The 23495-nt window shown below is 68.6% G+C and carries 24 protein-coding genes; 13 read left to right on the top strand and 11 right to left on the bottom strand.

Annotated elements, in window-relative coordinates; genetic code table 11:
• A partial coding sequence (locus ACWGO6_RS15365) for a DUF222 domain-containing protein (protein ID WP_452327148.1) occupies positions 1-705 on the top strand: 705 nt, incomplete at its 5' end.
• A 59-nt stretch (positions 706-764) separates the two neighbouring features.
• Here ACWGO6_RS15365 and ACWGO6_RS15360 read toward each other — a convergent pair.
• The 5 genes from ACWGO6_RS15360 to ACWGO6_RS15340 all read right to left on the bottom strand — a co-directional run bounded on the left by ACWGO6_RS15360 (position 765) and on the right by ACWGO6_RS15340 (position 5468).
• Positions 765-1376: an ECF transporter S component gene (locus ACWGO6_RS15360; RefSeq protein ID WP_452327147.1), complete on the bottom strand. Its 612-nt coding sequence runs from the start codon at positions 1374-1376 to the stop codon at positions 765-767.
• On the bottom strand, positions 1373-2248 hold the full coding sequence (locus ACWGO6_RS15355; RefSeq protein WP_452327146.1) for a siderophore-interacting protein: 876 nt from the start codon (positions 2246-2248) through the stop codon (positions 1373-1375). Before ACWGO6_RS15355 ends, ACWGO6_RS15360 begins: the two co-directional genes overlap by 4 nt.
• A 10-nt stretch (positions 2249-2258) precedes the next feature.
• A complete protein-coding gene (locus ACWGO6_RS15350) occupies positions 2259-3044 on the bottom strand; it encodes an energy-coupling factor transporter transmembrane component T (RefSeq protein ID WP_452327151.1) in 786 nt (261 codons plus the stop codon).
• A 77-nt stretch (positions 3045-3121) separates the two neighbouring features.
• Positions 3122-4840, bottom strand: a complete 1719-nt coding sequence (locus tag ACWGO6_RS15345; protein ID WP_452327145.1) for an ABC transporter ATP-binding protein — start codon at positions 4838-4840, stop codon at positions 3122-3124.
• An 82-nt stretch (positions 4841-4922) separates the two neighbouring features.
• Positions 4923-5468 (bottom strand): ECF transporter S component, encoded by a 546-nt coding sequence (locus ACWGO6_RS15340; RefSeq protein ID WP_376102898.1) that lies wholly within the window; start codon positions 5466-5468, stop codon positions 4923-4925.
• 188 nt (positions 5469-5656) lie between these two features.
• Here ACWGO6_RS15340 and ACWGO6_RS15335 point away from each other — a divergent pair, with 188 nt between their 5' ends.
• The 9 genes from ACWGO6_RS15335 to ACWGO6_RS15295 all read left to right on the top strand — a co-directional run bounded on the left by ACWGO6_RS15335 (position 5657) and on the right by ACWGO6_RS15295 (position 16907).
• Entirely contained in the window at positions 5657-8842 is a 3186-nt protein-coding gene (locus tag ACWGO6_RS15335) for a S8 family peptidase (protein WP_452327144.1), read from the top strand.
• A 176-nt stretch (positions 8843-9018) separates the two neighbouring features.
• Positions 9019-11271, top strand: a complete 2253-nt coding sequence (locus ACWGO6_RS15330; protein ID WP_452327143.1) for a carbon starvation CstA family protein — start codon at positions 9019-9021, stop codon at positions 11269-11271.
• A gap of 1 nt (position 11272) precedes the next feature.
• Positions 11273-11518 (top strand): YbdD/YjiX family protein, encoded by a 246-nt coding sequence (locus ACWGO6_RS15325; protein WP_136040899.1) that lies wholly within the window; start codon positions 11273-11275, stop codon positions 11516-11518.
• A gap of 102 nt (positions 11519-11620) precedes the next feature.
• Positions 11621-11908, top strand: coding sequence for a helix-turn-helix domain-containing protein (locus ACWGO6_RS15320; RefSeq protein ID WP_136040900.1), 288 nt, complete (start codon positions 11621-11623; stop codon positions 11906-11908).
• On the top strand, positions 11905-13140 hold the full coding sequence (locus tag ACWGO6_RS15315) for a type II toxin-antitoxin system HipA family toxin (RefSeq protein ID WP_452327142.1): 1236 nt from the start codon (positions 11905-11907) through the stop codon (positions 13138-13140). Before ACWGO6_RS15320 ends, ACWGO6_RS15315 begins: the two co-directional genes overlap by 4 nt.
• A gap of 8 nt (positions 13141-13148) precedes the next feature.
• The gene (locus tag ACWGO6_RS15310) at positions 13149-14330 is read left to right on the top strand and encodes a sensor histidine kinase (RefSeq protein ID WP_452327141.1); all 1182 of its coding nucleotides are present in this window, start codon (positions 13149-13151) and stop codon (positions 14328-14330) included.
• A gap of 11 nt (positions 14331-14341) precedes the next feature.
• Positions 14342-15082, top strand: coding sequence for a LytR/AlgR family response regulator transcription factor (locus ACWGO6_RS15305; RefSeq protein WP_452327140.1), 741 nt, complete (start codon positions 14342-14344; stop codon positions 15080-15082).
• Positions 15079-15453 (top strand): heavy metal transporter, encoded by a 375-nt coding sequence (locus ACWGO6_RS15300; protein WP_452327139.1) that lies wholly within the window; start codon positions 15079-15081, stop codon positions 15451-15453. The genes ACWGO6_RS15305 and ACWGO6_RS15300 overlap by 4 nt, the downstream gene beginning before the upstream one ends.
• The gene (locus ACWGO6_RS15295; RefSeq protein WP_452327138.1) at positions 15450-16907 is read left to right on the top strand and encodes a sodium/solute symporter; all 1458 of its coding nucleotides are present in this window, start codon (positions 15450-15452) and stop codon (positions 16905-16907) included. Before ACWGO6_RS15300 ends, ACWGO6_RS15295 begins: the two co-directional genes overlap by 4 nt.
• 77 nt (positions 16908-16984) lie before the next feature.
• Here ACWGO6_RS15295 and ACWGO6_RS15290 read toward each other — a convergent pair whose 3' ends face one another.
• Entirely contained in the window at positions 16985-17494 is a 510-nt protein-coding gene (locus tag ACWGO6_RS15290; RefSeq protein ID WP_452327137.1) for a hypothetical protein, read from the bottom strand.
• A 546-nt stretch (positions 17495-18040) separates the two neighbouring features.
• Entirely contained in the window at positions 18041-18859 is an 819-nt protein-coding gene (locus ACWGO6_RS15285; RefSeq protein ID WP_452327136.1) for a hypothetical protein, read from the bottom strand.
• A gap of 565 nt (positions 18860-19424) precedes the next feature.
• On the opposite strand from ACWGO6_RS15285, the gene ACWGO6_RS15280 reads away from it, so the two are divergent.
• Together ACWGO6_RS15280 and ACWGO6_RS15275 are read left to right on the top strand one after the other, a co-directional pair.
• Positions 19425-19604 (top strand): hypothetical protein, encoded by a 180-nt coding sequence (locus tag ACWGO6_RS15280; RefSeq protein WP_452327135.1) that lies wholly within the window; start codon positions 19425-19427, stop codon positions 19602-19604.
• A 241-nt stretch (positions 19605-19845) separates the two neighbouring features.
• Positions 19846-20040, top strand: a complete 195-nt coding sequence (locus ACWGO6_RS15275) for a hypothetical protein (protein WP_452327134.1) — start codon at positions 19846-19848, stop codon at positions 20038-20040.
• Here ACWGO6_RS15275 and ACWGO6_RS15270 read toward each other — a convergent pair.
• Positions 20032-20604 (bottom strand): hypothetical protein, encoded by a 573-nt coding sequence (locus ACWGO6_RS15270; RefSeq protein WP_452327133.1) that lies wholly within the window; start codon positions 20602-20604, stop codon positions 20032-20034. The genes ACWGO6_RS15275 and ACWGO6_RS15270 overlap by 9 nt on opposite strands.
• Before the next feature lie 9 nt (positions 20605-20613).
• On the opposite strand from ACWGO6_RS15270, the gene ACWGO6_RS15265 reads away from it, so the two are divergent.
• Positions 20614-21006, top strand: coding sequence for an HNH endonuclease (locus ACWGO6_RS15265; protein ID WP_452327132.1), 393 nt, complete (start codon positions 20614-20616; stop codon positions 21004-21006).
• A gap of 68 nt (positions 21007-21074) precedes the next feature.
• On the opposite strand, the gene ACWGO6_RS15260 is transcribed toward ACWGO6_RS15265, so the two are convergent.
• The 3 genes from ACWGO6_RS15260 to ACWGO6_RS15250 are packed head-to-tail and all read right to left on the bottom strand — an operon-like array spanning position 21075 to position 23481.
• Positions 21075-22199 carry a DUF6226 family protein gene (locus ACWGO6_RS15260; RefSeq protein WP_452327131.1) on the bottom strand — a complete coding sequence of 375 codons (1125 nt, stop codon included), beginning with the start codon at positions 22197-22199 and terminating at the stop codon, positions 21075-21077.
• Positions 22200-22204: 5 nt separating this feature from the next.
• A complete protein-coding gene (locus ACWGO6_RS15255) occupies positions 22205-23140 on the bottom strand; it encodes a pirin family protein (RefSeq protein ID WP_452327130.1) in 936 nt (311 codons plus the stop codon).
• Positions 23137-23481, bottom strand: a complete 345-nt coding sequence (locus ACWGO6_RS15250) for a GNAT family N-acetyltransferase (protein WP_452327129.1) — start codon at positions 23479-23481, stop codon at positions 23137-23139. Before ACWGO6_RS15250 ends, ACWGO6_RS15255 begins: the two co-directional genes overlap by 4 nt.
• Between the last annotated feature and the right edge of the window lie 14 nt (positions 23482-23495).

The raw sequence follows: 23495 nt of genomic DNA, 5'->3' as shown, positions 1-23495 counted from the left end.
GATGCCGAGACCGCCGCCCCGATCGTGACCGCGATCCGCGGGTTCGTGACCGCCGCGTTCGCCGCCCGGAATGACGCCCCCGACACTGATGCCCCGGATGCGGATCGGCGCACGGTCCCCATGATTCAGGCCGACGCGCTCGCGGTGTTCTGCGCGCACGTCCTCGGCTGCCAGAAGCGGGTCCCGGTCGCCGGGGCCACCGTGATCGTCCGGATGAACCTCTCGGACCTCGAAACCGGCACCGGATCCGCGACCGTGGATGGTCTGGATCAGCCGGTCAGTGTGGGGGCGGCGCGGCGGATGGCCGCCGGCGGAGGGATCATCCCCTGCGTCCTCGGCGGGAACAGTGAAGTGTTGGACTGGGGGCGGGAGAAACGCCTGTTCACCCGGGCGCAACGCCTCGCCCTGGCCGAACGTGACGGCGGGTGCGCGATGTGTGGGCTGCCACCCGAGATGACGAAAGCGCACCACATCCGCTGGTGGAAACGCGACCACGGACCCACCGACCTCAGCAACGGGGTGTTGCTGTGTGAGACGTGTCACCACCGCATCCACGACAACGGATGGGACATCCACATCGACCATCCCCGATACGGGACCGGGACCGGGACCGGGGGACGAGTGTGGTTCCTCCCACCCCCGCACGTCGACCCCACCCGCACCCCACGACTCGGCGGACGCGCTCGCTTCGACATCGCCGCATGACCATGCATCCGCGGGGACCGGGCTCGGGGCACCGGGCAACGGTCGTGGCCCGCGTCACCTCAGGATCGTTGCGAGCGGCGACCGCCCACACCGGCCTTGCGGAGCTGATCGGCGATGAGGATTCCCAGGGCAGTGGTACCGACGCAGCTGGCCAGCGTGATCGTGAAGAACAGCGCCTGCACGGCGAGCGAGAAGCTGCCCAGATCGAACGACGCCCACGCCAGCACCGGATACACGAAGCTCACCACGACAGCGCCGACATAGTGCATCCACGTGCCCCAGTACCGCCAGATCACGAAGAGGAACGGCAGCTCGGTGAACGCCGCCCACCACAGATTCGTCGCCACGCTGCCGAACCCGTATCCCGAGAACGGCACGATCACGAGGCCGGCGAGCAGGCCCACCAGGAGCCCGACCAGCGGGCGTCGCAGCAGACGCAGCGCGATGACCGACGGCAGCATCCAGAGCCCGGCCAGCGCCACGCTCGCGAAGGGCGCCACGGGGAAGAGCAGCGTCGACAACCAGTTCGCCGGCGCCAGCAGCAGGCCGCCCGCCACACCGAGCGCGGCACAGGTCAGCAGGATCGCCGTGGGAAAGCGGAACCGCCCACCCGGCTTTCGCGCGGTACCGCCCGATCCTCGCCGGGAAACCGCCGCGTCCGTGCCACTCATGCCAGCGGCTCCGCTGCCGCCTCGCGAGCGGCCTTCGATGCCGGAGAAGCCGCGCCGATCTTCCAGTACCCGCAGAAGCTCACGGCGTTCTTGTCGACACCGCGCTCGCCCACCAGGTGCTTGCGGGCGCCCGAGGCGAGCGCCTGCTCACCGGCCGCATACGCGTGGAACGGGGCATCGGGCAGCGCGGTGCGGCCCAGCGTCTGCAGCGCCAGCACACCGGGAGCGACATCGTGAGGGCGCACGATCCAGACGACCTCGAGACCGGACGGATGCGGGAACTCCAGCGCATCGTCCTCGCTCGGCACCTCGATGATCGCGGTGCCGGTGGCATCCACGGGCAGCGATGCGCTGATCGAGGCGATCGCCGGCAGTGCCGTCTCGTCCCCGACGAGCACGACGCGATCCGTGCCGCGCTGCGGGTTGAAGGTGAGCCCCTCATCGATGATCAGCACATGCTCGCCCGGCTGGCAGGTCTCCGCCCAGCGCGATGCCGGACCGGCCGTGCCGTCGGCTGCCGAGCCGTGCAGCACGAAGTCCACGTCGATCTCGGCGCCGGCCTCCGCTGTCGCCGCACGATACGCGCGCACGCTGTAGTTGCGCATCACGGGCCGTTCGCCGTCGGGGATGCGCAGGAACTTCAGATACCCGAACATCTTGTTCGCCTTCGCGGGCACCCGCTCGAGGCCCGCATCGCCGCCGATCGGCAGGAACAGCCGGAACCACTGGTCGAAGCCCATCGGCCGGAACTTCTCGATCTCACCGCCGCCGAGAGTCACGCGGATCCAGTGCGCCGAAAGCCGCTCGGTGCGCAGGACCGTCAGATGGATGAGCTCGGTGGTCTCGGGTTTGACCAGCTTGCTGTATGCCATGGGGCGCCTTTCAGGGAAGCTGCCAGGGGAAGAAGGCGACGAAGATGGCGGCGGACGCCAGCAGTGTCGTGAGGGTGAAGACGGTGTCCCGCGTGCGGAACGGCACGAGATGCCGCTCGGTGCGGGTGGGATGGGCGCCGAAGGCCCGGGAATCCATCGCCAGGGCGACGCGCTCCGCATGGCGGATGGCACCGGCGAGGAGCGGCACGATGTAGCCCCAGCCGCGAGCGATGCGGGCGAACGGCCCACGCCCACCGTGGTATCCCCGCACACGGTGGGCCGCGCGGATCACGGCCAGCTCATGCCCGAACCTCGGCACGAACCGGAACGCTGCCAGCGCCGTGTACCCGACGCGGTACGGCACCCGCAGCTGCTGCACGCTCGCCCGCACGAGATCCGGACCGCTGGTGGTGAGTCCGCCGACGAGGGCGAGCGCCATGATCGAACCGAGGCGCAGCGCCGTCGCCGACCCGATCACCAGAGCCCCGCTGTACAGCGTCCAGTCGCCGATCCGCACGAGCGGCGTGCTGCCGTCGACGAGTCCGGCATCCACCCACAGCGAGAATCCGACCGCGACCAGCAGCATGCCCGCCGGGAGTCCGAGCAGCAGCAGAGCGAGCAGTCGACGCGTGAGGCGGGCGCCGACCAGGATAAGCACGTACGCGAGCAGGAGGAACGCGGCCGGGGTGGCGAGGTCGCGGACGAACACGAGCAGCACCATCGCCGGGGCGAAGCCCGCCACCTTCGCGAGCGGATTCAGGGCATAGAGGAACTGGCGCGGCGAGGTCGCCGTCATCCGGGCATAGGGATCGAACGCACGATCTCCGGCGGCGTCGGGAACGCGGCGTGCAGCGCTGCCCGTGACGTCGGCGCTCATCGGGTCACCTCGAGGCCTGCGGACGCCAGCACGCGCTGCAGCGCCGGCATGCGAAGCCCGGCGTCGGCGAACAGCTGCTGGTCGCGGAACAGCGACGCGGTGGGTCCCGACGCCCGCACCCGCCCGTCGGCGAGCATCACGATGTGCGTGCTGTGCTCCGCCACGAGCTGCAGGTCGTGCGTGACGATCACGATCGTCGTGCCTTCGGCGCGGAGGTTCTGCAGCAGATCGAGCAGCTCGGCCGCCCGCGCGCGGTCCTGCCCGAACGTCGGCTCGTCCAGCGCGAGGACGCGCGGCCGCGTGATCAGGGCCGTGCCGACCGAGAGTCGTCGCTTCTCGCCGCCCGACAGCAGGAACGGGTGCACGTCCGCCTTGTGCTCGAGGCCGAACCGCGTGAGCATCTCCTCGACGCGGGAGGCGATCTCCGGATCCGGCACATGCCGCAGCCGCAACCCGTGCGCCAGCTCGTCGAACACGGTGTGCGCGATGAACTGGTGCTCCGGGTTCTGGAACACGAAGCCGATGCGCGCGGCGAGGTCGCGGGGCGAGGCCGTGCCCGGATCGATGCCGTCGACCGACACCTGGCCCCGTGGCGGCGGCACGACGCCCGCGAGAGCCTGGATCAGGGTGGTCTTGCCGGCACCGTTCGCGCCCACGATCGCGGTGAGGCTCCCTGGTTCGAGGTCGAGGTCGATCCCGTGCAGGATCTCGGTCCGTCGGCGCCGCACGGTCAGCCCGCGGGCACGGATGATCGCCTCGGTGGCGCGTTCCTTCTCCTCGCCCTGCTCATCGCGCAGCTCCTCGCTCGACGACCGAGGCGGTGTTCCGCTCGTCGAGCGACCGGAGGAGGAAGAGGCGGCACCCTCCGCGAGGGCGGCGCCGAGCTCGTCCGGAGTCAGCGGCAGGGGATCGAAGGAGAAGCCCTGATCCCGCAGTCGCAGCGCGGCGAGCGTCGCCGCCGGCAGCCAGACGCCCATCCCGACGAGCTCGTCGGCATGCGCACGGATGATCTCGGCCGCCGGCCCGTCGAAGACGACCCTGCCTTCGCGGTCGAGCACGATGGTGCGCGTGACGAAGTCCATCGCCGCGTCGAGGTTGTGCTCGACGAGGAGGATCGCGCGGTCTCCGGCGGCCACCACATCGGTCAGTGCCGCGTAGACGTCATCGATGCCCTGCGGGTCGAGGTTGGCCGTCGGCTCGTCGAGCACGATCAGCGGCGAGCCCATCGCGAGGGCGCAGGCGATCGCGAGTCGCTGCCGCCCTCCGCCGGACAGGTGATCCGGGTTCTCGTCGCGCCGATCCCAGAGTCCCACCCGGCGCAGCGCCGCTTCGACGCGGCCCTGCACGACGTCGAGCGGGAGCAGGAGGTTCTCCGGCCCGAACGCCACCTCGTCGTAGACGGTGCCGGTGACGATCTGCGCATCCGGGTCCTGGAAGACCATGGCGACGTGCGTGCTGAGCGTAGCCGGCTGCGCGGTGGCGGTGTCGATTCCGCCGGCCTCGACCGTGCCGGTCATGGTCGCCGGCAGGGCGTGCGGGATCAGTCCGTTGAGGGCGAGCGTGAGGGTGGACTTGCCGGATCCGGATGGTCCGAGCAGCAGCACGACCTCTCCGGGGTGGATGTCGAACGTGACGTCGCGGGGCGAGGGGTGCGCGGCATCGGCGTGGGTGAGCGAGAGCTCACGCACGCTCAGCAGGGGCGCGGATGGGCGCACGGCGGAGTCCCGGGTCGACGGATCGTACCCGTCTAACTTAGCTGAGCCTTACCTGATCCGCCATCGACCAGAAACCCGGCGGTCAGCGCCGAGCGACCCCGGCCCTGCGCAGCGCCGAGCCGATCGCGAGCCCCACCGCGGTCCACGCGATCGGGCCGAGCACCGAGATCGCGAGGTACAGGATCTGTGCCCACACGGGCATGACCGACAGGTGCGCGGCGAAGAACACCACGACCGCGACGATCACACCGATCACGGCCGCCGAGATGAAGAAGCGCCACGGCCCCCAGGACCGGTAGCGCGTAAGGGCGGCGACGCCCTCCTGGATGAGCCCGAACAGCAGGGCGGTGCCGATGAACCGCAGCGCCCACGCCGGGTTGAAGGCACTCGCGATCAGCGCCGCGAACACGTGCGTGATCAGGGCGACCAGCGGCAGTCGCAGCACCTCCTGCGCGATGATCCCCGGCAGCACATGCGAGCCGAGCACGAGGCCGTAGAGGAACAGCAGAGGACTCGCCAGCAGCACGGGGGTCACCCATCCGGCGATGCCCGCGAGGATGCCCGTCGCGACGCCGATCGCTGCGCAGACGAGCAGTACTCGGGTCGTCAGGACGGGGGTGCGGGCCACCTCTCCAGCTTACTGTCGACCTATCGGGAGGGCGGCCGTGCATAACCCTGGCCGATCGGCGAAGGCCGGTTGGCCGATCGACCAGTTCTCTCTCCGGCGGCGAAGAGCGGGGCTATGTTGGCCGCGGTGCAGCAACGCGGTTGCACCGTGATCATCGGGAGCGGCACATGGGTCGAACACCCCTCCGGATGGCAGCAGCCACCACCCTGGCGACTCTGTTCATCGCATCGACGGCAACAACCGGCTACGCCGCGACCGAGGAGGTGACGCATCCTGTCCCGGTCGCGGGCACCCCCGGCCACTACATCGTGGTCATGAAGGCCGATCCGCTCGCCAGCTACGAGGGCGACGTCAAGGGCCTGAAGGCCACGAAGCCCGCCGAGGGCGAGCAGCTCGAGACGCAGTCGCAGGACTCCCAGCGCTACGTCAAGCACCTCCAGACCCAGCAGACCGACCTGATCAGCGATGTGGGCGTCACGCCCGACAACACCTATCAGGTCGCACTCAACGGCTTCAGCGCCGACCTCTCCGGCGAGCAGGTCGATGCGCTCCGTGCGTCGAAGGACGTCCTCGGCGTATACCCGGACGAGGTCAGGCACCCCGACGCGCAGACGTCCACCGACTTCCTCGGGCTCGGCGACGACCGCAAGGGTCGCGGCGGCGTGTGGCAGCAGACCGGCGGCGTCGAGAAAGCCGGCGAAGGCGTCGTGGTGGGCGTGATCGACACCGGCATCGCGCCGGAGCACCCCTCCTTCGAGGGCAAGAAGATCAAGAAGCAGAAGAAGCAGCAGAGCCGGCACAAGGGCAACCAGCCCTACACCGACGGCACCTACGTGTACTTCGACAAGTCCGACGGCGGGCAGTTCCAGGGTGCGATGGTCGAAGGCCAGGACTGGGACAAGAGCGACTACTCCTCGAAGCTCATCGGCGGACAGTACTTCTACACCGGAGCCGAGGCTGCCGGCTTCGACTTCCAGTACGACTACCTCTCGCCGCGCGACGGCGACGGCCACGGCTCGCACACCGCGAGCACCGCGGCGGGCAACTTCAAGGTCGACGCCGCGATCGAGGACGTCGACTTCGGCACGGTCTCGGGCGTCGCGCCCGGTTCGAAGGTCGCGGCCTACAAGGCCTGCTACGTCGGCCCGGACACGACCGTCACCACCGACGACATCTGCGCGCTGAGCGACCTCGTCGCCGCGATCGATCAGGCCGTCGCCGACGGCGTCGACGTGATCAACTATTCCATCGGCGGCGGGGCTGCGAGCACGGTGCTGGCGCCGGAGGACATCGCGTTCTTCAACGCCGCGGCTGCGGGCGTCTTCGTCGCGACGAGTGCCGGCAACGACGGCCCCGACCCGGTCACCGCCGACCATGCCTCGCCCTGGTACACGACCGTCGCCGCATCGACCATCCCCACCTGGGAGGGCACGGTGCAGTTCGACGGGTTCGAGCAGGCCGGAGCATCGGTGAGCGTGCCGTTCGGTGAGAGCGTCACCGGCCCGTCGATCGCCGCGGTGGATGCCGCCGCGGCCGGAGCCGTCGACCCGCAGCTCTGCCTGCCGGGCACCCTCGACCCCGCGAAGGTCGCCGGACACATCGTGGTCTGCGACCGCGGCGGCAACGCGCGCGCCGAGAAGTCGCAGGTCGTGAAGGACGCCGGAGGCATCGGCATGGTCCTCGTGAACGTGCCGGGTGGAGCGGACTCGCTCGACAACGACTTCCACGCCGTCCCGACCGTGCACCTGAACGCCGTGCACCGCGCCGCCGTGCTCGCCTACGTGCAGGGCGGCGTCGACCGCCCGATCACCCTCGTCGGCGAGAACACCACCGGTGTGACCACCCCGACCCCGCAGATCGCCGGCTTCTCGAGCCGCGGGCCGATGCTGGCCGACGGCAGCGATGTGCTGAAGCCGGATGTCGCCGCCCCGGGCGTCGCGATCCTCGCGGCGACGAACAACGGACCCGATGAGGAGCCGACCTTCGGCATCCTCTCCGGCACCTCGATGGCCTCGCCGCACGTGGCCGGTCTCGGCGCGCTGTACCTCGGTGAGCACCCGAAGGCGACGCCAGGTGAGATCCGGTCGGCGATGATGACCACCGCCTACGACACCGTGCTGCCCGACGGATCGAAGAACACCGACCCGTTCGAGCAGGGCGCAGGTCAGGTCGACCCGAAGCGGTACCTGAACCCCGGTCTGCTGTACCTCAACGGGGTCAAGGACTGGGCGGCGTTCCTCGATGGGAAGGGCCTGTCGGACTTCCCGGGGATCGAGCCCATCGACGGCAGCGATCTGAACCAGGCGTCGATCTCGATCGGCTCCCTCGCCAGCGCGCAGACCGTCACCCGCACGGTCACGTCGACCGAGAAGGGCACCTTCACCGCGAAGGCCTCCGTCCCGGGTGTCGACGTCAAGGTCACCCCGCAGCAGCTGAAGTTCGACAAGCCGGGTCAGACCAAGTCCTTCACCGTCACGTTCGACAACAAGAGCGCGCCGGTCGAGGAGTGGGCGACGGGTTCGCTCACCTGGAAGAGCGCGAAGAACTCGGTGCGTTCGCCGATCGCGGTGTTCCCGGTCACGGCGGATGCTCCGGCAGAGGTCACCGGCACCGGCGTCGACGGCAGTACGTCGGTGGAGATCATCCCCGGTCTCGACGGCGACCTGGCCCTCAACCTCTCGGGCCTCACCGCCTACGAGCTGCTCAGCGACCCGGACAACCCGGTCGAGGGGCACTCGGGCGACGAGAACTCGGGTGATGCGAATAAGGACGTCGCCTGGATCGTGGACGTGCCGGAGGGGACGACGCTCTCCCGGTTCGACCTCGACTCGTCGGACGACGACGGCAGCGACCTCGACCTCACCGTGTACCGCGTGGTGAGCCCGGACGACCTGCGGTACTACGAGAACTGGCAGTCGGCGACCGGCTCGGCAGACGAGCAGGTCACGGTTCCGGCACCGACCGCCGGGACGTACCTGGTGGTGGCGAACGTGTACTCGACGACGGGGCCGATGACCTGGGACATGTCCTACGCCAACGTGCAGCCGGGCGGCGAGGGCGCGTTCACCGCGACGCCTAATCCGATCCCCGCCGTCCGCGGTGAGAAGACGAGCTACGACCTCAGCTGGACCGGCCTCACCGCCGGCACCCGCTATCTCGGACTCGTCCAGTACGGCGACTCGGCCGTCCGCACCGTCGTGACGGTGACGACGCCGGACGCGGAGAAGCAGACGCCGCCGGCCGAGGCGCCGGAGACCCCGGCACCGGAGACGGATGCACCGGAGGCGGAGGCCCCGGAGACTCCCGCACCGGAGACCCCGGCGCCGACTCCGGCACCGGAGACCGGGGCACCGGAGACGCCGAAACCGGAGTAGCCCCCACAGCACAGCGCCCCGCGGTCTCCCTTCCGCGGGGCGCTGTGTGCGCACGGGCATCCGTTCATCGCGTGATCGGTGCCGCTCGTCGCAGCATCCGCTTCCGGCTCCGTGTCCGGCCTCCGCACTTTCCTAACGTGGGGGAACGCAATGTCGCGTATCCCGAGGAGACTGCCATGACCGCACCGGGCACCGAACCCGTCATCGTCACCGACCCGAAACTCCCCTCCGTCGCCCTCACCGAGGAGCATCACGAGAAGGCGAACCGCTGGACCCTGCCGAAGATCATCCTCTGGGCGGCGATCGCCCTGCTGGGTGCCGTCGCGTGGACCATGCTCGCGATCGTCCGCGGCGAGACCGTCAACGCGATCTGGTTCGTGTTCGCCGCGGTCTGCACGTACCTGATCGGCTACCGCTTCTACTCGAAGGTGATCGAGAAGTACATCACGCGGCCCGATGACCGCCGGGCCACGCCCGCCGAGGTCAAGCAGGACGGCAAGGACTACGTCCCCACCGACCGGCGCGTGCTCTACGGCCACCACTTCGCCGCCATCGCCGGCGCCGGACCGCTCGTCGGACCGGTGCTCGCCGCGCAGATGGGCTACCTCCCCGGCACCATCTGGATCATCGTCGGCGTCGTGCTCGCCGGTGCCGTACAGGACTACACGGTCCTCTTCTTCTCGATGCGTCGCGGTGGACGCACGATCGGCCAGATGGCCCGTCAGGAGCTCGGCAAGATCGGTGGCACGGCGGCGATCATCGCCTCGCTGCTGATCATGCTGATCATCGTCGCGATCCTCGCCCTCGTCGTCGTCAATGCGCTCGGCGAGAGCCCGTGGGGCGTCTTCTCGGTCGCCATGACCATCCCGATCGCGCTCTTCATGGGCGTCTACCTGCGCTACCTGCGTCCCGGCAAGGTCACCGAGGTCTCGATCATCGGCTTCGCACTGCTGATGGCCGCGATCATCGGCGGCGGCTGGGTCGCCGGCACCGAGTGGGGTCAGGCGATCTTCCACCTCGACCGCACCACCATCGCCTGGGGCATCATAATCTACGGCTTCATCGCCGCCGTGCTCCCGGTGTGGCTGCTGCTCGCCCCGCGTGACTACCTGTCGACCTTCATGAAGATCGGCGTGATCGTCATGCTCGCCGGAGCCATCGTGCTGGTGCGCCCCGAGATCACGGTCCCGGCGATCAGCATCTTCGGCGAGAACGGCATGGGGCCGGTCTTCGCCGGTCCCCTCTTCCCCTTCCTGTTCGTGACGATCGCGTGCGGAGCGCTGTCGGGATTCCACGCGCTGATCGCATCCGGCACCACGCCCAAGCTCATCGAGAAAGAGCGCCAGACGCGCTTCATCGGCTACGGCGGCATGCTCATGGAGTCGTTCGTCGCGATCATGGCCCTCGTCGCCGCGATCTCGATCGACCAGGGCATCTACTTCGCGATGAACGCGCCGGCCTCGGCGACGGGCGGCACGGTCGAAGGGGCCGTCGCCTTCGTGAACTCTCTGGGCCTGACGGGGGTGAACCTCACGCCCGAGATGCTCACCGGCACGGCCACGCTGGTCGGTGAGGAGTCGATCGTGTCGCGCACCGGTGGGGCTCCGACCCTGGCACTCGGTCTCGCGCACATCATGCAGCAGGCCCTCGGTGGCCAGGCGCTCATGGCGTTCTGGTACCACTTCGCGATCATGTTCGAGGCGCTGTTCATCCTCACCGCGGTCGATGCCGGCACCCGTGTCGCGCGCTTCATGCTGCAGGACTCGATCGGCGCGTGGTTCCCCAAGTTCCGTGACGTCTCGTGGCGTCCCGGCGTCTGGATCTGCACCGCGATCATGGTCGCCGGCTGGGGAGCGATCCTCATCCTCGGCGTGACCGACCCGCTCGGCGGCATCAACACCTTCTTCCCGCTGTTCGGCATCGCGAACCAGCTGCTCGCCGCGATCGCGCTCGCCGTGGTGCTGGCGATCGTCGCCAAGCGCGGCCGCAGCTACTTCAAGTGGCTGTGGATCATCGCGCTGCCGCTCGCGTTCACCGCGGTCGTGACCATCACGGCGTCGCTGTACAAGATCGCGTCCCCGGTGCCGGCCATCGGCTACTGGGCGAACCACTTCAAGTACGTGACCGCCCGTGACTCGGGCGACACCGCGCTCGGTGAGCCCGAGGTGCTCGACGCCGTCATCCGCAACACGGCCGTCCAGGGCACCCTGTCGATCATCTTCGTCACGCTCGCGATCGTCGTCATGGTCACCGCCGTGATCGCCACGGTGAAGGCGATCCGCAACGGCGGCGGCGAGAACACCGAAGACGAGCCGGTCGCCTCGCGCCGCTTCGCCCCGGCCGGGTTCCTGCCCAGCTCCGCGGAGCGCGAGCTCGAGAAGCAGTGGGAGCCGATCCTCGCCGACGAGCGCAAGGCCTCGTCGCACTGAGATGGCCGACACCATGAGTCGGACGGATGCCGCGACCACCCTCCTGCGGACGCTGCTGGGCGCCGTGGGGCGGGTGGGCCGCGGCATCCGCTGGTACATGACGAACCTGATGGGCGACAGTGCCTATGCGACCTATGTCGCCCATCAGCGGCGCGTGCACCCGGACGAGGAGCCGATGACCGAGCGGCAGTTCTGGCGGCAGCGGATGGACGACCAGGACCGCAACCCCGGTGCGCGCTGCTGCTGAGATCTGCGGCGGCGCCCTAGGCAAGCTATGACGAACATTCTGGTCATAACTCCGCGTTATGGCTAGTATGTTCGTCATAGCAACGTCGAGGAGGTGGCACGCATGGCCGGATATCGCATCACGCGGGACATGGAGGCGTTCGGCGAGCACGTCCGCGGATGGCGCATGGTGCTGGGGTTGACGGCCCAGCAGGTCGCGGAGCGAGCGAACATCTCCCGGGACACGCTGCGCAAGATCGAGACGGGCAACGCGTCGGTGACGTTCGAGAACGTCGCTCAGGTGCTGCGGGCGCTCGGCATCCTCGAGGCGGTCGTGAACGCCGCCGACCCGTTGAGCACCGACATCGGTCGGCTCCGCGCATCGAGCCTCGAGAAGACACGCGCGCGATGAGCGACTACGAGGTCTACAGCGACGACCGTGGTGACATGCAGCTGGTCGGACAAGCGCATTTCACGACGGGCAGGTCGCTCGCCACCACCTTCCTCTATGACGCTGCGTACCTCTCACGTGGCGGCGTGAACATCGATCCGTCGCTGCAGCTCGTTCCCGGCCCCCAGTATCAGCCGGGGATGCTGCGGGCGTTCTCGGACAGTTCGCCAGACCGTTGGGGCCGCAACCTCATCGACAAGGCCGAGCGGATAGCCGCCCGCGAGGCCGGTCGGGCTCCGCGGAGCCTCGACGACGTCAGCTACCTCTTAGGCGTCAGCGACGACACCCGCCAGGGCGCGCTGCGCTTCCGCGCCGTGGGGACGGAGAACTTCCTCGGTGCGGAAGCTCATGTCCCGGCGATCGTCGAACTTCCGAACCTCCTGCGCCGCAGCGACGAGCTCGCCGGCGACGACGACTACACCGAGGCGGTCAAGCAACTGCTGGATACCGGGACCACCGGCCTGGGAGGCGCGCGGCCGAAGGCATCGGTGCGACTCGAGGACGGGTCTCTCGGGTTCGCGAAATTCCCGCATTCCAGCGACGATTGGGACGTCATGGCCTGGGAGGCGACCAGCCTCGGTCTGTTGTCGGATTGCGGTATCGCCGTGCCGGAGTTCCGTCTCACACGACTGGGGGAACGCTGCGTTCTCATCCTGCGCCGCTTCGACCGGGACGCGACGCAGCAGCGCGTCGGATACATCAGCGCCATGACGGCGATCGGCGCCGCGGACGGCGAGCACCATGACTACGTCGAGATCGCCGACGCCATCCGCGACATCGCGCGTTCGCCTCGCGCCGGGCTCGCCGACCTCTACGACAGAGTGATCGCCAACGTCGTTCTCGGCAACACGGACGACCACCTGCGCAACCATGGTTTCCTCAGCGATGGCAACGCCTGGACGCTCAGCCCCGCCTTCGACGTCAATCCGAATCCGGATCTCGCCAGGAGCCGGTCGACCTCGATCGCCGGAGCCGACACGTATGACACGGAGATCGAGGGTCTTCTCGCGCTCGCGGACGACTGCGACCTGACGCAGCGCAGGGCGCGGGAGCACTTGGCGAGGGTGTCCGAGACGCTCTCGTCGTGGCCGGATCGTGCGCGACGCAATCGCATCTCCGAGAAGGAGATCTCACGCATGGATGAATCGGTCGCACCGAGGCTCGACCTCGTGGCCGCGGCCGGTCGAAAGTAGCTGAACCCATGACCGACGTCGTCCTCGCAGCGGTCCTCGGCGTGCTCGGCGGCGTCGTCCTGACGCTGCTGCTGCTGCTCGCCCGCCGGCTCGCGCGCGGGGCGACCTACCTCGGCAGCGACGCGGAGCAGGCGGCGCTCACGGCTCTGCATCAGGCGAGCCTCGCCGCTCCGCACCTGCGCGCAGGGCTCGCGGGCCCCGATGTCGTCAAGGCCACGCGCCATCTGCGGGTGCTGCTCGGCAGTGCCGCGGTGGCGATCGTCGGCTCCGACGACACCGTCTCGTTCGACGGCTCATCCGACGGGCTGGAGTCGGCGGCGGTCCGCATCGCGGCGCAGGTCAGGGCCTCCGGGCGTCGGCAGGTGTTCCCCGCATCGGGCCGTGACGACGCCCTCGAAGCCGTCGGCGCGCCGATCCGTGTCGACGGCCGGGTCGTGGGCGTCGTCGTGGCGTTCGCGGCACCCGTGGGGGCGGCACTCGTGCGGGCGGCCGAAGAGGTGGCCGACTGGTGCGCGGCGCAGGTCGAGCTCGGCGGACTCGACGCATCGAGGACGCAGTTGGCCGAGGCGGAGCTGCGGTCGCTGCGGGCGCAGATCTCGCCGCACTTCATCTACAACGCCCTCACCGCGATCGCCTCGTTCATCCTCACCGACCCCGAACGCGCCCGGGAGCTGGTGCTCGAGTTCGCCGACTTCACGCGCTACTCGTTCCGGCGGCAGGGGGAGTTCACCACGCTCGCCGAGGAGCTGGGCAGCATCCACTCCTACCTCGAGCTGGAGCGCGCACGCTTCGGCGACAGGCTGCGGGTGACGCTGCAGATCGCGCCGGAGACCCTCGCGACGGTCATCCCCTTCCTGTCCGTGCAGCCGCTCGTCGAGAACGCGGTGCGACACGGGCTCGAACCGGGCGAGGGCGGGGGAGAGATCCGCATCGCCTCGCGCGACGACGGCACGCACACCGAGATCACCGTCGAGGACGACGGCGTGGGGATGGACCCCGAGGCCCTGCGGGCCACGCTCACCGCGAGCGACGACGGCGTGCACGTCGGCCTCCGCAACGTCGACACCCGGCTGCGCCAGCTCTACGGTGCCGACGGCGGTCTGGTGGTCGAGACGAACACCGGCGCGGGTACCCTGGTGCGTATGCGGGTCCCGAAGTCCCAACCGCAGCACGATCCGGACACCGAGTGACGACGATGACGATGCCGACGAACAGCGCGCTCCCGGTCGATGTCCTCGTCGCGGATGATGAGACCCCCGCCCTGGACGAGCTCGTGCACCTGCTGCGCACCGATCCGCGGATCGGCGTGATCCTCACGGCGTCGTCGGGGGCCGAGGCGCTGCGGCTGATGTCGGAGCGCGCGGTGCGGATCGCCTTCCTCGACATCCACATGCCGGGGCTCAGCGGCACCGACCTCGCGCGGGCCCTGATGACTCTCGCCGTGCCGCCGGCGGTCGTTTTCGTCACGGCCGACGATGCCAAGGCGGTGGAGGCGTTCGAGCTGCGCGCGGCCGATTACCTCCTCAAGCCCGTGCGGGCCGCGCGGCTGCGCCAGGCGGTCGACCGGGTGGTCGAGGTCGGCGACGCTACGGCATCCGGCGACGACGAGGTGCTGCCGGTCACGGTCGGATCCGCGGTGCGGTTCGTGCGGCGCAGCGACGTGACCTGGGTACAGGCGCAGGGCGACTACTCCCGGCTGCACACCGGCGACGGTGCGGGCCATCTGGTGCGCATCCCCATCTCCGAGCTCGAGACGCGGTGGACGGATGCCGGGTTCCTGCGCATCCACCGCTCGTCGCTCGTGCGCGTCTCCGCCGTGACCGAGGCGCGTCTCTCCGGCGCGGAGGCCGCCGTCTCGATCGGCGGGCTCTCGCTTCCGGTGAGTCGGCGGATGGTGCCGGCCGTGCGCGAGGCGCTGGTGCGCGGAGAGGGCGCCGGATGACCGAGAAGCCGAAGCGGGTCCGCGTCACCGCCGACCTCCCCGATCGGCGACCGGCGACCCTCACCCGCGGCATCGCACTGCCCGGGGCTCCCGTGGACGAAGCGGATGCCGTGTACGCGCGGGCCCTGATGCGCAGCCAGCTCCGCCTCGCACTGGGGACGGTTGCCGGGTTCGTGGTCGTGGTCGTCGCGCTCACCCTGGCGATCGCGCTCATCCCCGAGATCGGCCGCATCCTGGTGTGGGGTCTGCCGCTGTCCTGGCTGCTGCAGGCGTACGCGTTCTACCCGATCATCGTGGTGTTCGCGGTGCTGTACGTGCGCACGGCCCGCCGCAACGAGCGCCGGTACCGGTCGCTGCGGGATCGCGAATGAACGCGGTGCTCGACCTCATCGGGGTCGCGCTCGTCATCGTCGCGACGCTGCTGATCGGCATCTACGGTCTTCGCATCTCGCGCACGACGAGTGACTTCTTCGTCGCCTCGCGCACCGTGCGGCCGGTGTGGAACGCCTCGGCGATCAGCGGCGAGTACCTCTCGGCCGGCACGTTCCTCGGCCTGTCGGGGCTGGTCCTGCTCGATGGTGCGCGCGGCTTCTGGTTCCCGATCGGTTATGCCGCCGGCTACCTCCTGGTCCTCGTGTTCGTGGCCGCCCCGTTGCGACGCAGCGGCGCCTACACGATCCCCGACTTCATCGAGGCCCGGCTGGAGTCGACCTCCGCGCGGCGCGTGACGAGCATCGCGGTGCTCGTCATCGGCTGGCTGTACATCGTGCCGCAGCTGCACGGAGCCGGGCTCACCCTGCTGGTCGTCGCCGGTCTGCCGGAGTGGGTGGGAGCGGTGACCGTCGCGGTGCTCGTGGCGGCGGCGGTCGCGGCCGGCGGCATGCGGGCGATCACCTACGTGCAGGCGTTCCAGTACTGGCTCAAGCTCACCGCCCTCCTGGTGCCGGTGGTGTTCATCGCCTTCGCCCTCAGCGGGGGCCCGCACGACTTCGATCCGGCACTCGTGTTCCCCGTCGAGGCGGGGCCCTCGGGGTTCGACGTCTACGAGACCGCTTCCCTCCTGCTGGCACTGCTGCTGGGCACGATGGGCCTGCCGCACGTCCTGGTGCGGTTCTACACGAGCCCGACCGGGGTGTCGGCGCGTCGTACGACGGTGATCGTGATCGGCATGGTGAGCGCGTTCTATGCGGTGTCGAGCACGATGGGGCTGCTGGCCCGCATCGCCGCTCCCGACCTCGCCGTCCCCGGGGTGGCGGACACGGTGGTGCTGCTGCTGCCCTCCCGCGTCTTCCCCGGGCTGCTCGGGGAACTGCTGACCGCGCTGATCGTCGCGGGGGCGTTCGCGGCATTCCTGGCGACCTCGGCCGGACTCGTCGTGTCGCTCGCGGGCGTGATCAGCCAGGACGTGTTCTCCGGCTCGGTGCGATCGTTCCGCCTGTCGGCCGTGCTCTGCGCCGTCGTGCCGCTCGCGGTCGCGCTGCTCACGGCTCCGGCGGGCCTCGGATCGAGCGTCGGCGTGGTGTTCGTGGTGGCGGCGTCGACGCTGTCGCCGGTGGTGCTGCTCGGCGTGTGGTGGCGCGGGCTCACGGCTCGAGGAGCGGTGGCCGGGATGGTGTCGGGCGGTCTGGCCGCCGGTCTCGCGCTGCTCGTGCACGCGGCGGTCGGGGGAGTGGGGGTCGCGGCGCCCTACCTCGCGCAGCCCGCGGCCTGGACCATCCCGCTCGCCACGGCGGTGACGGTCGCGGTGTCGCTCCTCGACCCGCGGGGGCCGTCGCCGCGCACGGAGCGGTTCCTTGCGCGCGTGCACACCCCGGAGCGCGGCTGAGTCAGGGATCTGGGGGAGTCAGGTGGAGAAGTCACACGAGCAGGCCTGCGCATCAGCGTCGACCGTTGGCTGGCCGCTCACGATGCCGAGGTGCGGCCTGGTGTCGTAGCCGAGGAACCGGAAGGCCGGAGTCTCACACCTGACGAGATCAACGCCCTGCCGGCCGGAAGTGTTGTGATGGCGGACCCGATCATCGAGTCACATTCGGGGCGTACGAGCAGCGCGTGTGGCAGAAGTTCGACGGTCAGCCGGACCGGCAGTTCGGAGTCCTGCGGCACGAGTGGCAGTCGACCGATGACGGTTTCGAGCGCGTTGACGAGCTCGACCGTCTCCGCGGCCGGTTCGGATTCAACCGCCGCGTCAGTCTCCTGTGGGTGCCTGTCAAGCAGGAAGGAGCGACAGGATGACGAGTGATTAGCGTTGCAACTCGTCGCGGCGTGCGTCGAGGGCTTGCACGCGTGAATCACAGCGGTGAGCACCTCGCGTGTCTGTTCGACACGCCGGCCCGAGCTGTGAGGGTCCCCAGCTTTCAACAGGGCGTCGGAGATATCGAGCGCGGCGTTGAGATCGTCAGTGATCTTGCCCATTCCCCGAAGCTAGCGAATCCTCACGCCGAGATCGACGAGTCGATGGCCCGGCAGCGGACATCCGCCCTGTGTCTACGGCTCTAGCACCGAAACCCGTATAGTCGGGCTCATGGAACCGCATCCAACGCGTGAACTCGTTGCCGTACTACAGCGACTGCTGGAACGTCCTAGGTTCTCGAAGCGTAGTGCCGAGGTAGTCGTCTCCAGCGAAGGAAACGAGCGGAGACTCTCGGTGCTCTACGACTACGAGTGCCGCCGGTGGTCGGTGTCTGATGGGGACACTGTCCGTGAGGGAGGTCCAGAGCGCAAGGTTCCGGATGCGGCCGCGCTTCTTGCCCCGGCTAACCTGCCGCTTTGGGGTAGGTCATATGATTTTTTCTTCCCTCGGACTGTTGAGGCCGTTGGAGACGATTTCAGGGTAACCGCGCAACAGCGCAATCACCCTGAAATCGTCTGTCAGGTCTTTATTGACTCATCTCGGGGGATTGCTCAATCATATTCGACGCCCCTCGAGTCATTCCATCTGCTGTCGACGACGCCCGAATTTTAGGCCCACACCGCTTCGTTTCCGTCAGGCCAACGGCACTGATTCTGGCCGTTATCGTCATTGCGATTGCAGACGAATCGGTAGCCTTCGTACACCTCCGGAAGATATTTGCTGAAACCGAACATCGGGACCTCGATCTGCATCTTGTTAATACGGAAATGGAAGATTCCCGTTTCGACCGAGCTGGTGTTGTAAAGGTATGTGGGGCCGCCGATGGACGAACCGCCCAAGATGCCTTGGTACTGGTGGAAATCGACCTCCTGAAGTCCGAATCCGGCAACATTTCGAACCAGGGCGACTTCGAAAGTCACCGACCCGGGGTTGGTGTAGGCCACGTCTGCCGCGCCGGTCAACATGTGACCGTTCCACCCGGGCCAGTTGGTGCCCCCAAAGTAAATGGCATCCCACCAGACCGTCTCGCCGCTGGGCTGGCGCTGGCCGTAGATCACGCAGACCGAATATTTCTCCTCGAGGGGGTTCGTAATCCATCGGGAATACGGCGTTGCTACGGAACACGGGAATGCCGAGCGGCTACTCGCCTGCCCATCATCACCTTCCGCGGCATGCTGAGTCGAGAGTTCAATCGACTCCGGCGTTGCAAGTTCAACAGTCGCCCCGGCGGGGGTGCACGAGAAGTCGATTGCCTTTCCCTCTAGACCGGCCGACTCCACGGCGGTATCAACCTGCTCGTCGCAGCTTTGCGCGCTCGACTCCGATGCGCTGCTCGGGACGGGCGAGGCGGCTACCGCCGGGCTCGCCAATGAGAACAGCGATAGAGCCATAAGCGATACGCCGATTCCGGCGATCGATCTCTTCATCCTCATGCTTGAACACTCTCCTTTAGGTGGACACTCACGCAGCGTCCTGTTGATCGTCGCGGGACTGCTCTGTCTGGATACTCGAAGGCTATAAGGTGCTGGCCGGAAAGCGCTGTCCCCTCTTAGGGGGACACGAACAGCGATATCCGCGTCCCGTTTGGCCAGCTCAGCTCAGTGGGCACGTGAGCTGCAACACCGAATCCGACAACCCAGAGACAGGAGAACCGACGATGAGCATCGACACGCTGGAGAATCCGGAGACGCTCGAGGGCGCGCACTGTTCATGCGCACGTCGTAGGTTCGAACCCCGCTCCCCGAGCCGTGGAGGTGCGGGCCCTCCACACATCTTCGAGAACAGCGGATCACTCGTCGAACGCGCTGAGCCCCACCAATCGGGTTCACCCGCGGGCCGCAGCAGCACCCGCACGAGGTCCGGACGTGAACGCGCGCTGCTGGGAAGTGACGACCTACTTCACGGCGGATACCCGTACGCGCTCGCCATCTGTCACGACTTCACGAGAGGCCGCGTCGGCGCAGAAAGACAGTGGGACGAGGACGAAAAACGGTGGCGATCATTCGCCTCGCCAAGACGCGCCTCACCCCGCTCATCATCATCCACGACCGGCCCATCGAAGACCACATGCACTCCGGAACGAAGAGTTCGCGCACCTCATGGGAGCTCGGTGCCGCAGTGCTGAACATCTTCTTCGCAACATTCGCGGGTCAGGAGCCTCACCGTGGGTAGCAACGACAAGGTCGCCGCAACGTTCCGCTCCTCAAGCGAGGCAGTGAAGACCGACCTGCAGGGCCGCCGCGAACTCAAGGCCATGACGAAAGCCGCAGCTCATCGACTACATCTGCGGCGACACCCACCCCTCCGCCCGCGAGCCCATCCTCTGCGAGGACCGATGCCTCGACGAGGAGAAGGACGCCCGTTGGCCTGACCGAGCGGTCATGCGACCCGCAGCGTTCTGGGAAGACGACTGATGGTCGACCCGAACCCGGTCATCACGTTCACGGTGACGGCCGACAACCTCGAAGAAGCCGCACAGTTCGCGAATCGACCAGGCTTCATGCTTCCTGAACTCACCGCCGAGTTCGTCCTCGCCAACGGCGACCAGCGGGACCACTGCTTCGAGCTCAAGGCTGAATTTCTTCAGCAGATCCCGGCATCACTCTGACTGCGCTGTGGCACGCTCCTCAGCGATCCGCTTCGCTACGTGTTCCCTAGTCGCCATGAATCGCTCGTACGCCTCGGCAGAGTCGTCGCCGCCCCCTCGAGCGGCATCCGCAGCCAAATCCCCGCCCAAGCGCAGCATGGTGACCATCTGCTCGTAGCTTTCATGCCCCTCCCGCTCCGCGAACTTCTTGACATCGGGGAGAGCGTCAAGGATATGGAGTACCTTCTCGCGAAGCTCCTTGGGCCCCCCGACCGCTACCGCTTTCCGTACTGAGTTGTCGAACTTTTCCGCCCGCCGATCTTCATAGGCGTCCCGTATATCTACCCATGACCAATCAACGGGAAAGCTCGCAAAGAAGTCGATCATGCCGTAGAACACCTCGGCGATAGCAAGGCACTCGGCGCGATTCTGCTCGGCGTGACGCGCCGTTCGCTCTGCATCGCGAGCGTCAGCGGCGTCGGTTCGTCGCCGCTTCTCCTGGTTTCCAGCAATCACGAGTGTCAGCAGGCCGCTCATTAGCACCGCGAGAGCGGATATCGCAGCCGCCGCAACCGTTGAGTCCATGACTCAATCATGGCAGCGCACCCTAGGGGCGCCCACGAACCAAGGGGGAGCAGACCACATGCCCAGGGCCCGTCGCCAATGCCCGACCCCGGGTGCGACAACCGCATCACCACCCCTCGCTACTGCCCGGAGCACACCGTCCACCGTTGGACAGGGCGCTGTCACGCAACAGGGACCGGACAAACACAGTGGCGCAAGGCCGTCCCGTGCCGAGCTAAAGGCATGTGCGAGATCCGTGGTCCCGGCTGCACACACAGAGCCAAGGACGCAGACCACAAGACACCAGTAGCCGAGGGTGGTGCGCGCTACGAACTCGGCAACGGCCAAGCCGCATGCGAACCGTGCCACAAGGCCAAGACGCAAGAAGAAGCAGCAAGAGGTCGCCCACAACGACGCGGGTAGGCCCCCTACCCCCTCTCCTGGCTGCCGGGCAGGGCGGTAGCCGGAGCGGCTGAGTCAGGACCGGGGAGTCAGGACTGGGCGGACCGCAGGGTCCAGGCCGGCCACCAGCCGTCGGGGAGGCGTGCGAGGAGGTCTGCGGCATCATCCAGCTGCTCCGCCGAAAGCGAGGGGTCGGGTTCGCCGCCGCCTGACCGTCTGCCACCGTCCGGAGTGCGCAGCTCGGTGTGCAGCCAGCGTCGCTGTCCGACCGGGAACACCTCCCGCAGGCCGCCGGCGGCGATCGCGAGCAGGGTCTCCTCGACCTGGTCGGCCACGGACTCCGCGGTCTCGTCGCACGCGTCGCAGGTGCAGCTGGGGACGATCTCCCGGGTCAGGGCTCCGGCCTCGATGCGGATGGAGTCGGCCGGCCCGGTGAGGGTGACCGTCGCCCCTGTCGTCGGTCGCAGGTGCCAGACGCGTTCTCCCGACTCTTCGGTCCGTCGATCGACGCCGACCTCGTACCAGGTCTCGAGATGGTCGACCAAAGCGTCGACGACGGACACCACCGGGGCGAACCGCTCCGGATGGGAGACCCGCGAGTAGGCGTCTTCCGGCGGCGAGTCGTCGCCCCAGCGGGATCCGTATTCGATCACCTGGCCGGACTCGTCGACGAACTCCGGGATCGCGAGCGCCGGACGCGTGAACGGCACCGGGGCGACGACGAAGTCGATGTCGACCTCGTCGCGCGAGAGAGCTGCGAGCTCCTCCGCGTCGCGGTCGGCCTGCGGCCAGGAGGCGAGCATCTCCAGGAACGCCTCGCGCTGCTCCGGGTGCTCCACGATCCCCCGCAGCAGACCGGCGACCGGAACCGACATGGTCGAGGTGCCCACCTCCGGCTCGCTCATGAAGCGCCACCCCGCCGCCGGATGCACCACGGCGATCGCATTCCCCAGGAACCGCGCCGTCGCCTCCGCCGTCTCGGGAGCATCGAGGAGCGCGGGATGCGCCCCCACGAAGTCCCACAGCGCGCTGAAGTCGGCGGCGAGGGCGGCGGGTTCCGCGCCGGCGACGCGCGCGAAGTCCTCGAAGGGCTCGAAGCCCTCCACGAACCGCGGGGCCGCGGCCGGCTCGACGCTCGGCCAGATCAGCATGGCGGAGGTCGTGGCGTCCGGCATCGGCGCGAGCGCGCCGGGGAAGATGTTCGACGTCGGCATCGGGCTCAGAGCTTCCGGCTCCGCGGCATGAGCCGCACGTCGGGAAGCGGCGGGGCCGGGATTCGCACGTCGTGCCCCTCGACGGCGCCGAAGCGGGGGGATGCCGCGCCGGTCGCGGACTCCGCCTCCCACTCCTCCCGCGCCGCGAGGATCTCGTCGTGCGTTCGTCCGGCGAAGTTCCACCACATCACGATGTCGTCCTCGAAGGGCTCGCCGCCGAGCAGGAACAGCAGGGCGCCCTCGACGCTTGCCACCTCGACCCCCTCGCGGGAGTCGCCCAGATAGAGCAGACCGTTGCGGTCGAGTGGATGCTCGGCGACCACGGCATCGCCCTCGACGAGCATGAGCGCGTGCTCCCAGTCCGCGCGCAGCGGCAGGCGCACCCGCGACCCGGGCGCGAGCACGATCTCCGCTCCGACGATCGGGGTGTGCACCGTGGCGGGAGAGCGCACGCCGGCGAACTCGCCGAGCACGACCGTGGCCTCGGCATCCGCTCCATCGTCAGCCGGGAGTGCGACGGAGGGCAGCTCGGTGTGCCGTTCGAATCTGGCCGCACCGTGGCGGGCGGAATCGGGGAGCACGACCCAGAACTGCAGGGCGTCGAGGGGCACCGGACCCTCGCCGATCGAGTACTCGGAGTGCGAGATGCCGTTGCCGGCCGTCATCAGGTTGAGCTGACCGCGCCGCAGGTCGGCGTCGCTGCCGAGCGAGTCGCGGTGGCGGATCTCACCGACCAGCGGCCAGGTCACCGTCTGCAGTCCGATGTGCGGATGCGGCTCGACCCGCATCTTCGTGTCGGCGGGCCCGAACCGGTCGAGGAAGCACCAGGCTCCGATCGTCGGCAGGTTGCGGTGCGGCAGTGCCCGCAGCACGTTCATGCCGCGCACTCCGCCGAGCGGCACCTCGCGCGGCTCGAGGATGAGGCGGCGCTGCCCGATCATTCGGCTCGACCCGTCGGGTCCTCACCTGCGGATCCGACGGGTCCGGAGGGAGACTTCGGCCAGCGGATATCGGCGCCGGGCACCTCATGCGTCTCGAGGTACTTGGCGATGTAGGGGCACAGGGGGACGATCGCCTCGCCGCGCTCGGTGGCATCCGCCAGCGCGGCCGCCGCGAGCTTTCCCGCCAGTCCTTGGCCCTGGAACGCCGGGTCGACCTCGGTGTGGAGGAAGCGGATGGTCCCGGGGCGCAGGTCGAACACCGCGAAGCCCGCGAGCACGTCGTCGGAGCGGATCTCGTAGCGCGACTCTTCGTCGTCGCGGGTCACGGTGATGTCGGCCATCGGCTGCTCCTTCG

This window comes from Microbacterium sp. NPDC055665 (assembly GCF_053618035.1).
This window is presented reverse-complemented; position numbering and strand designations above follow the sequence as displayed.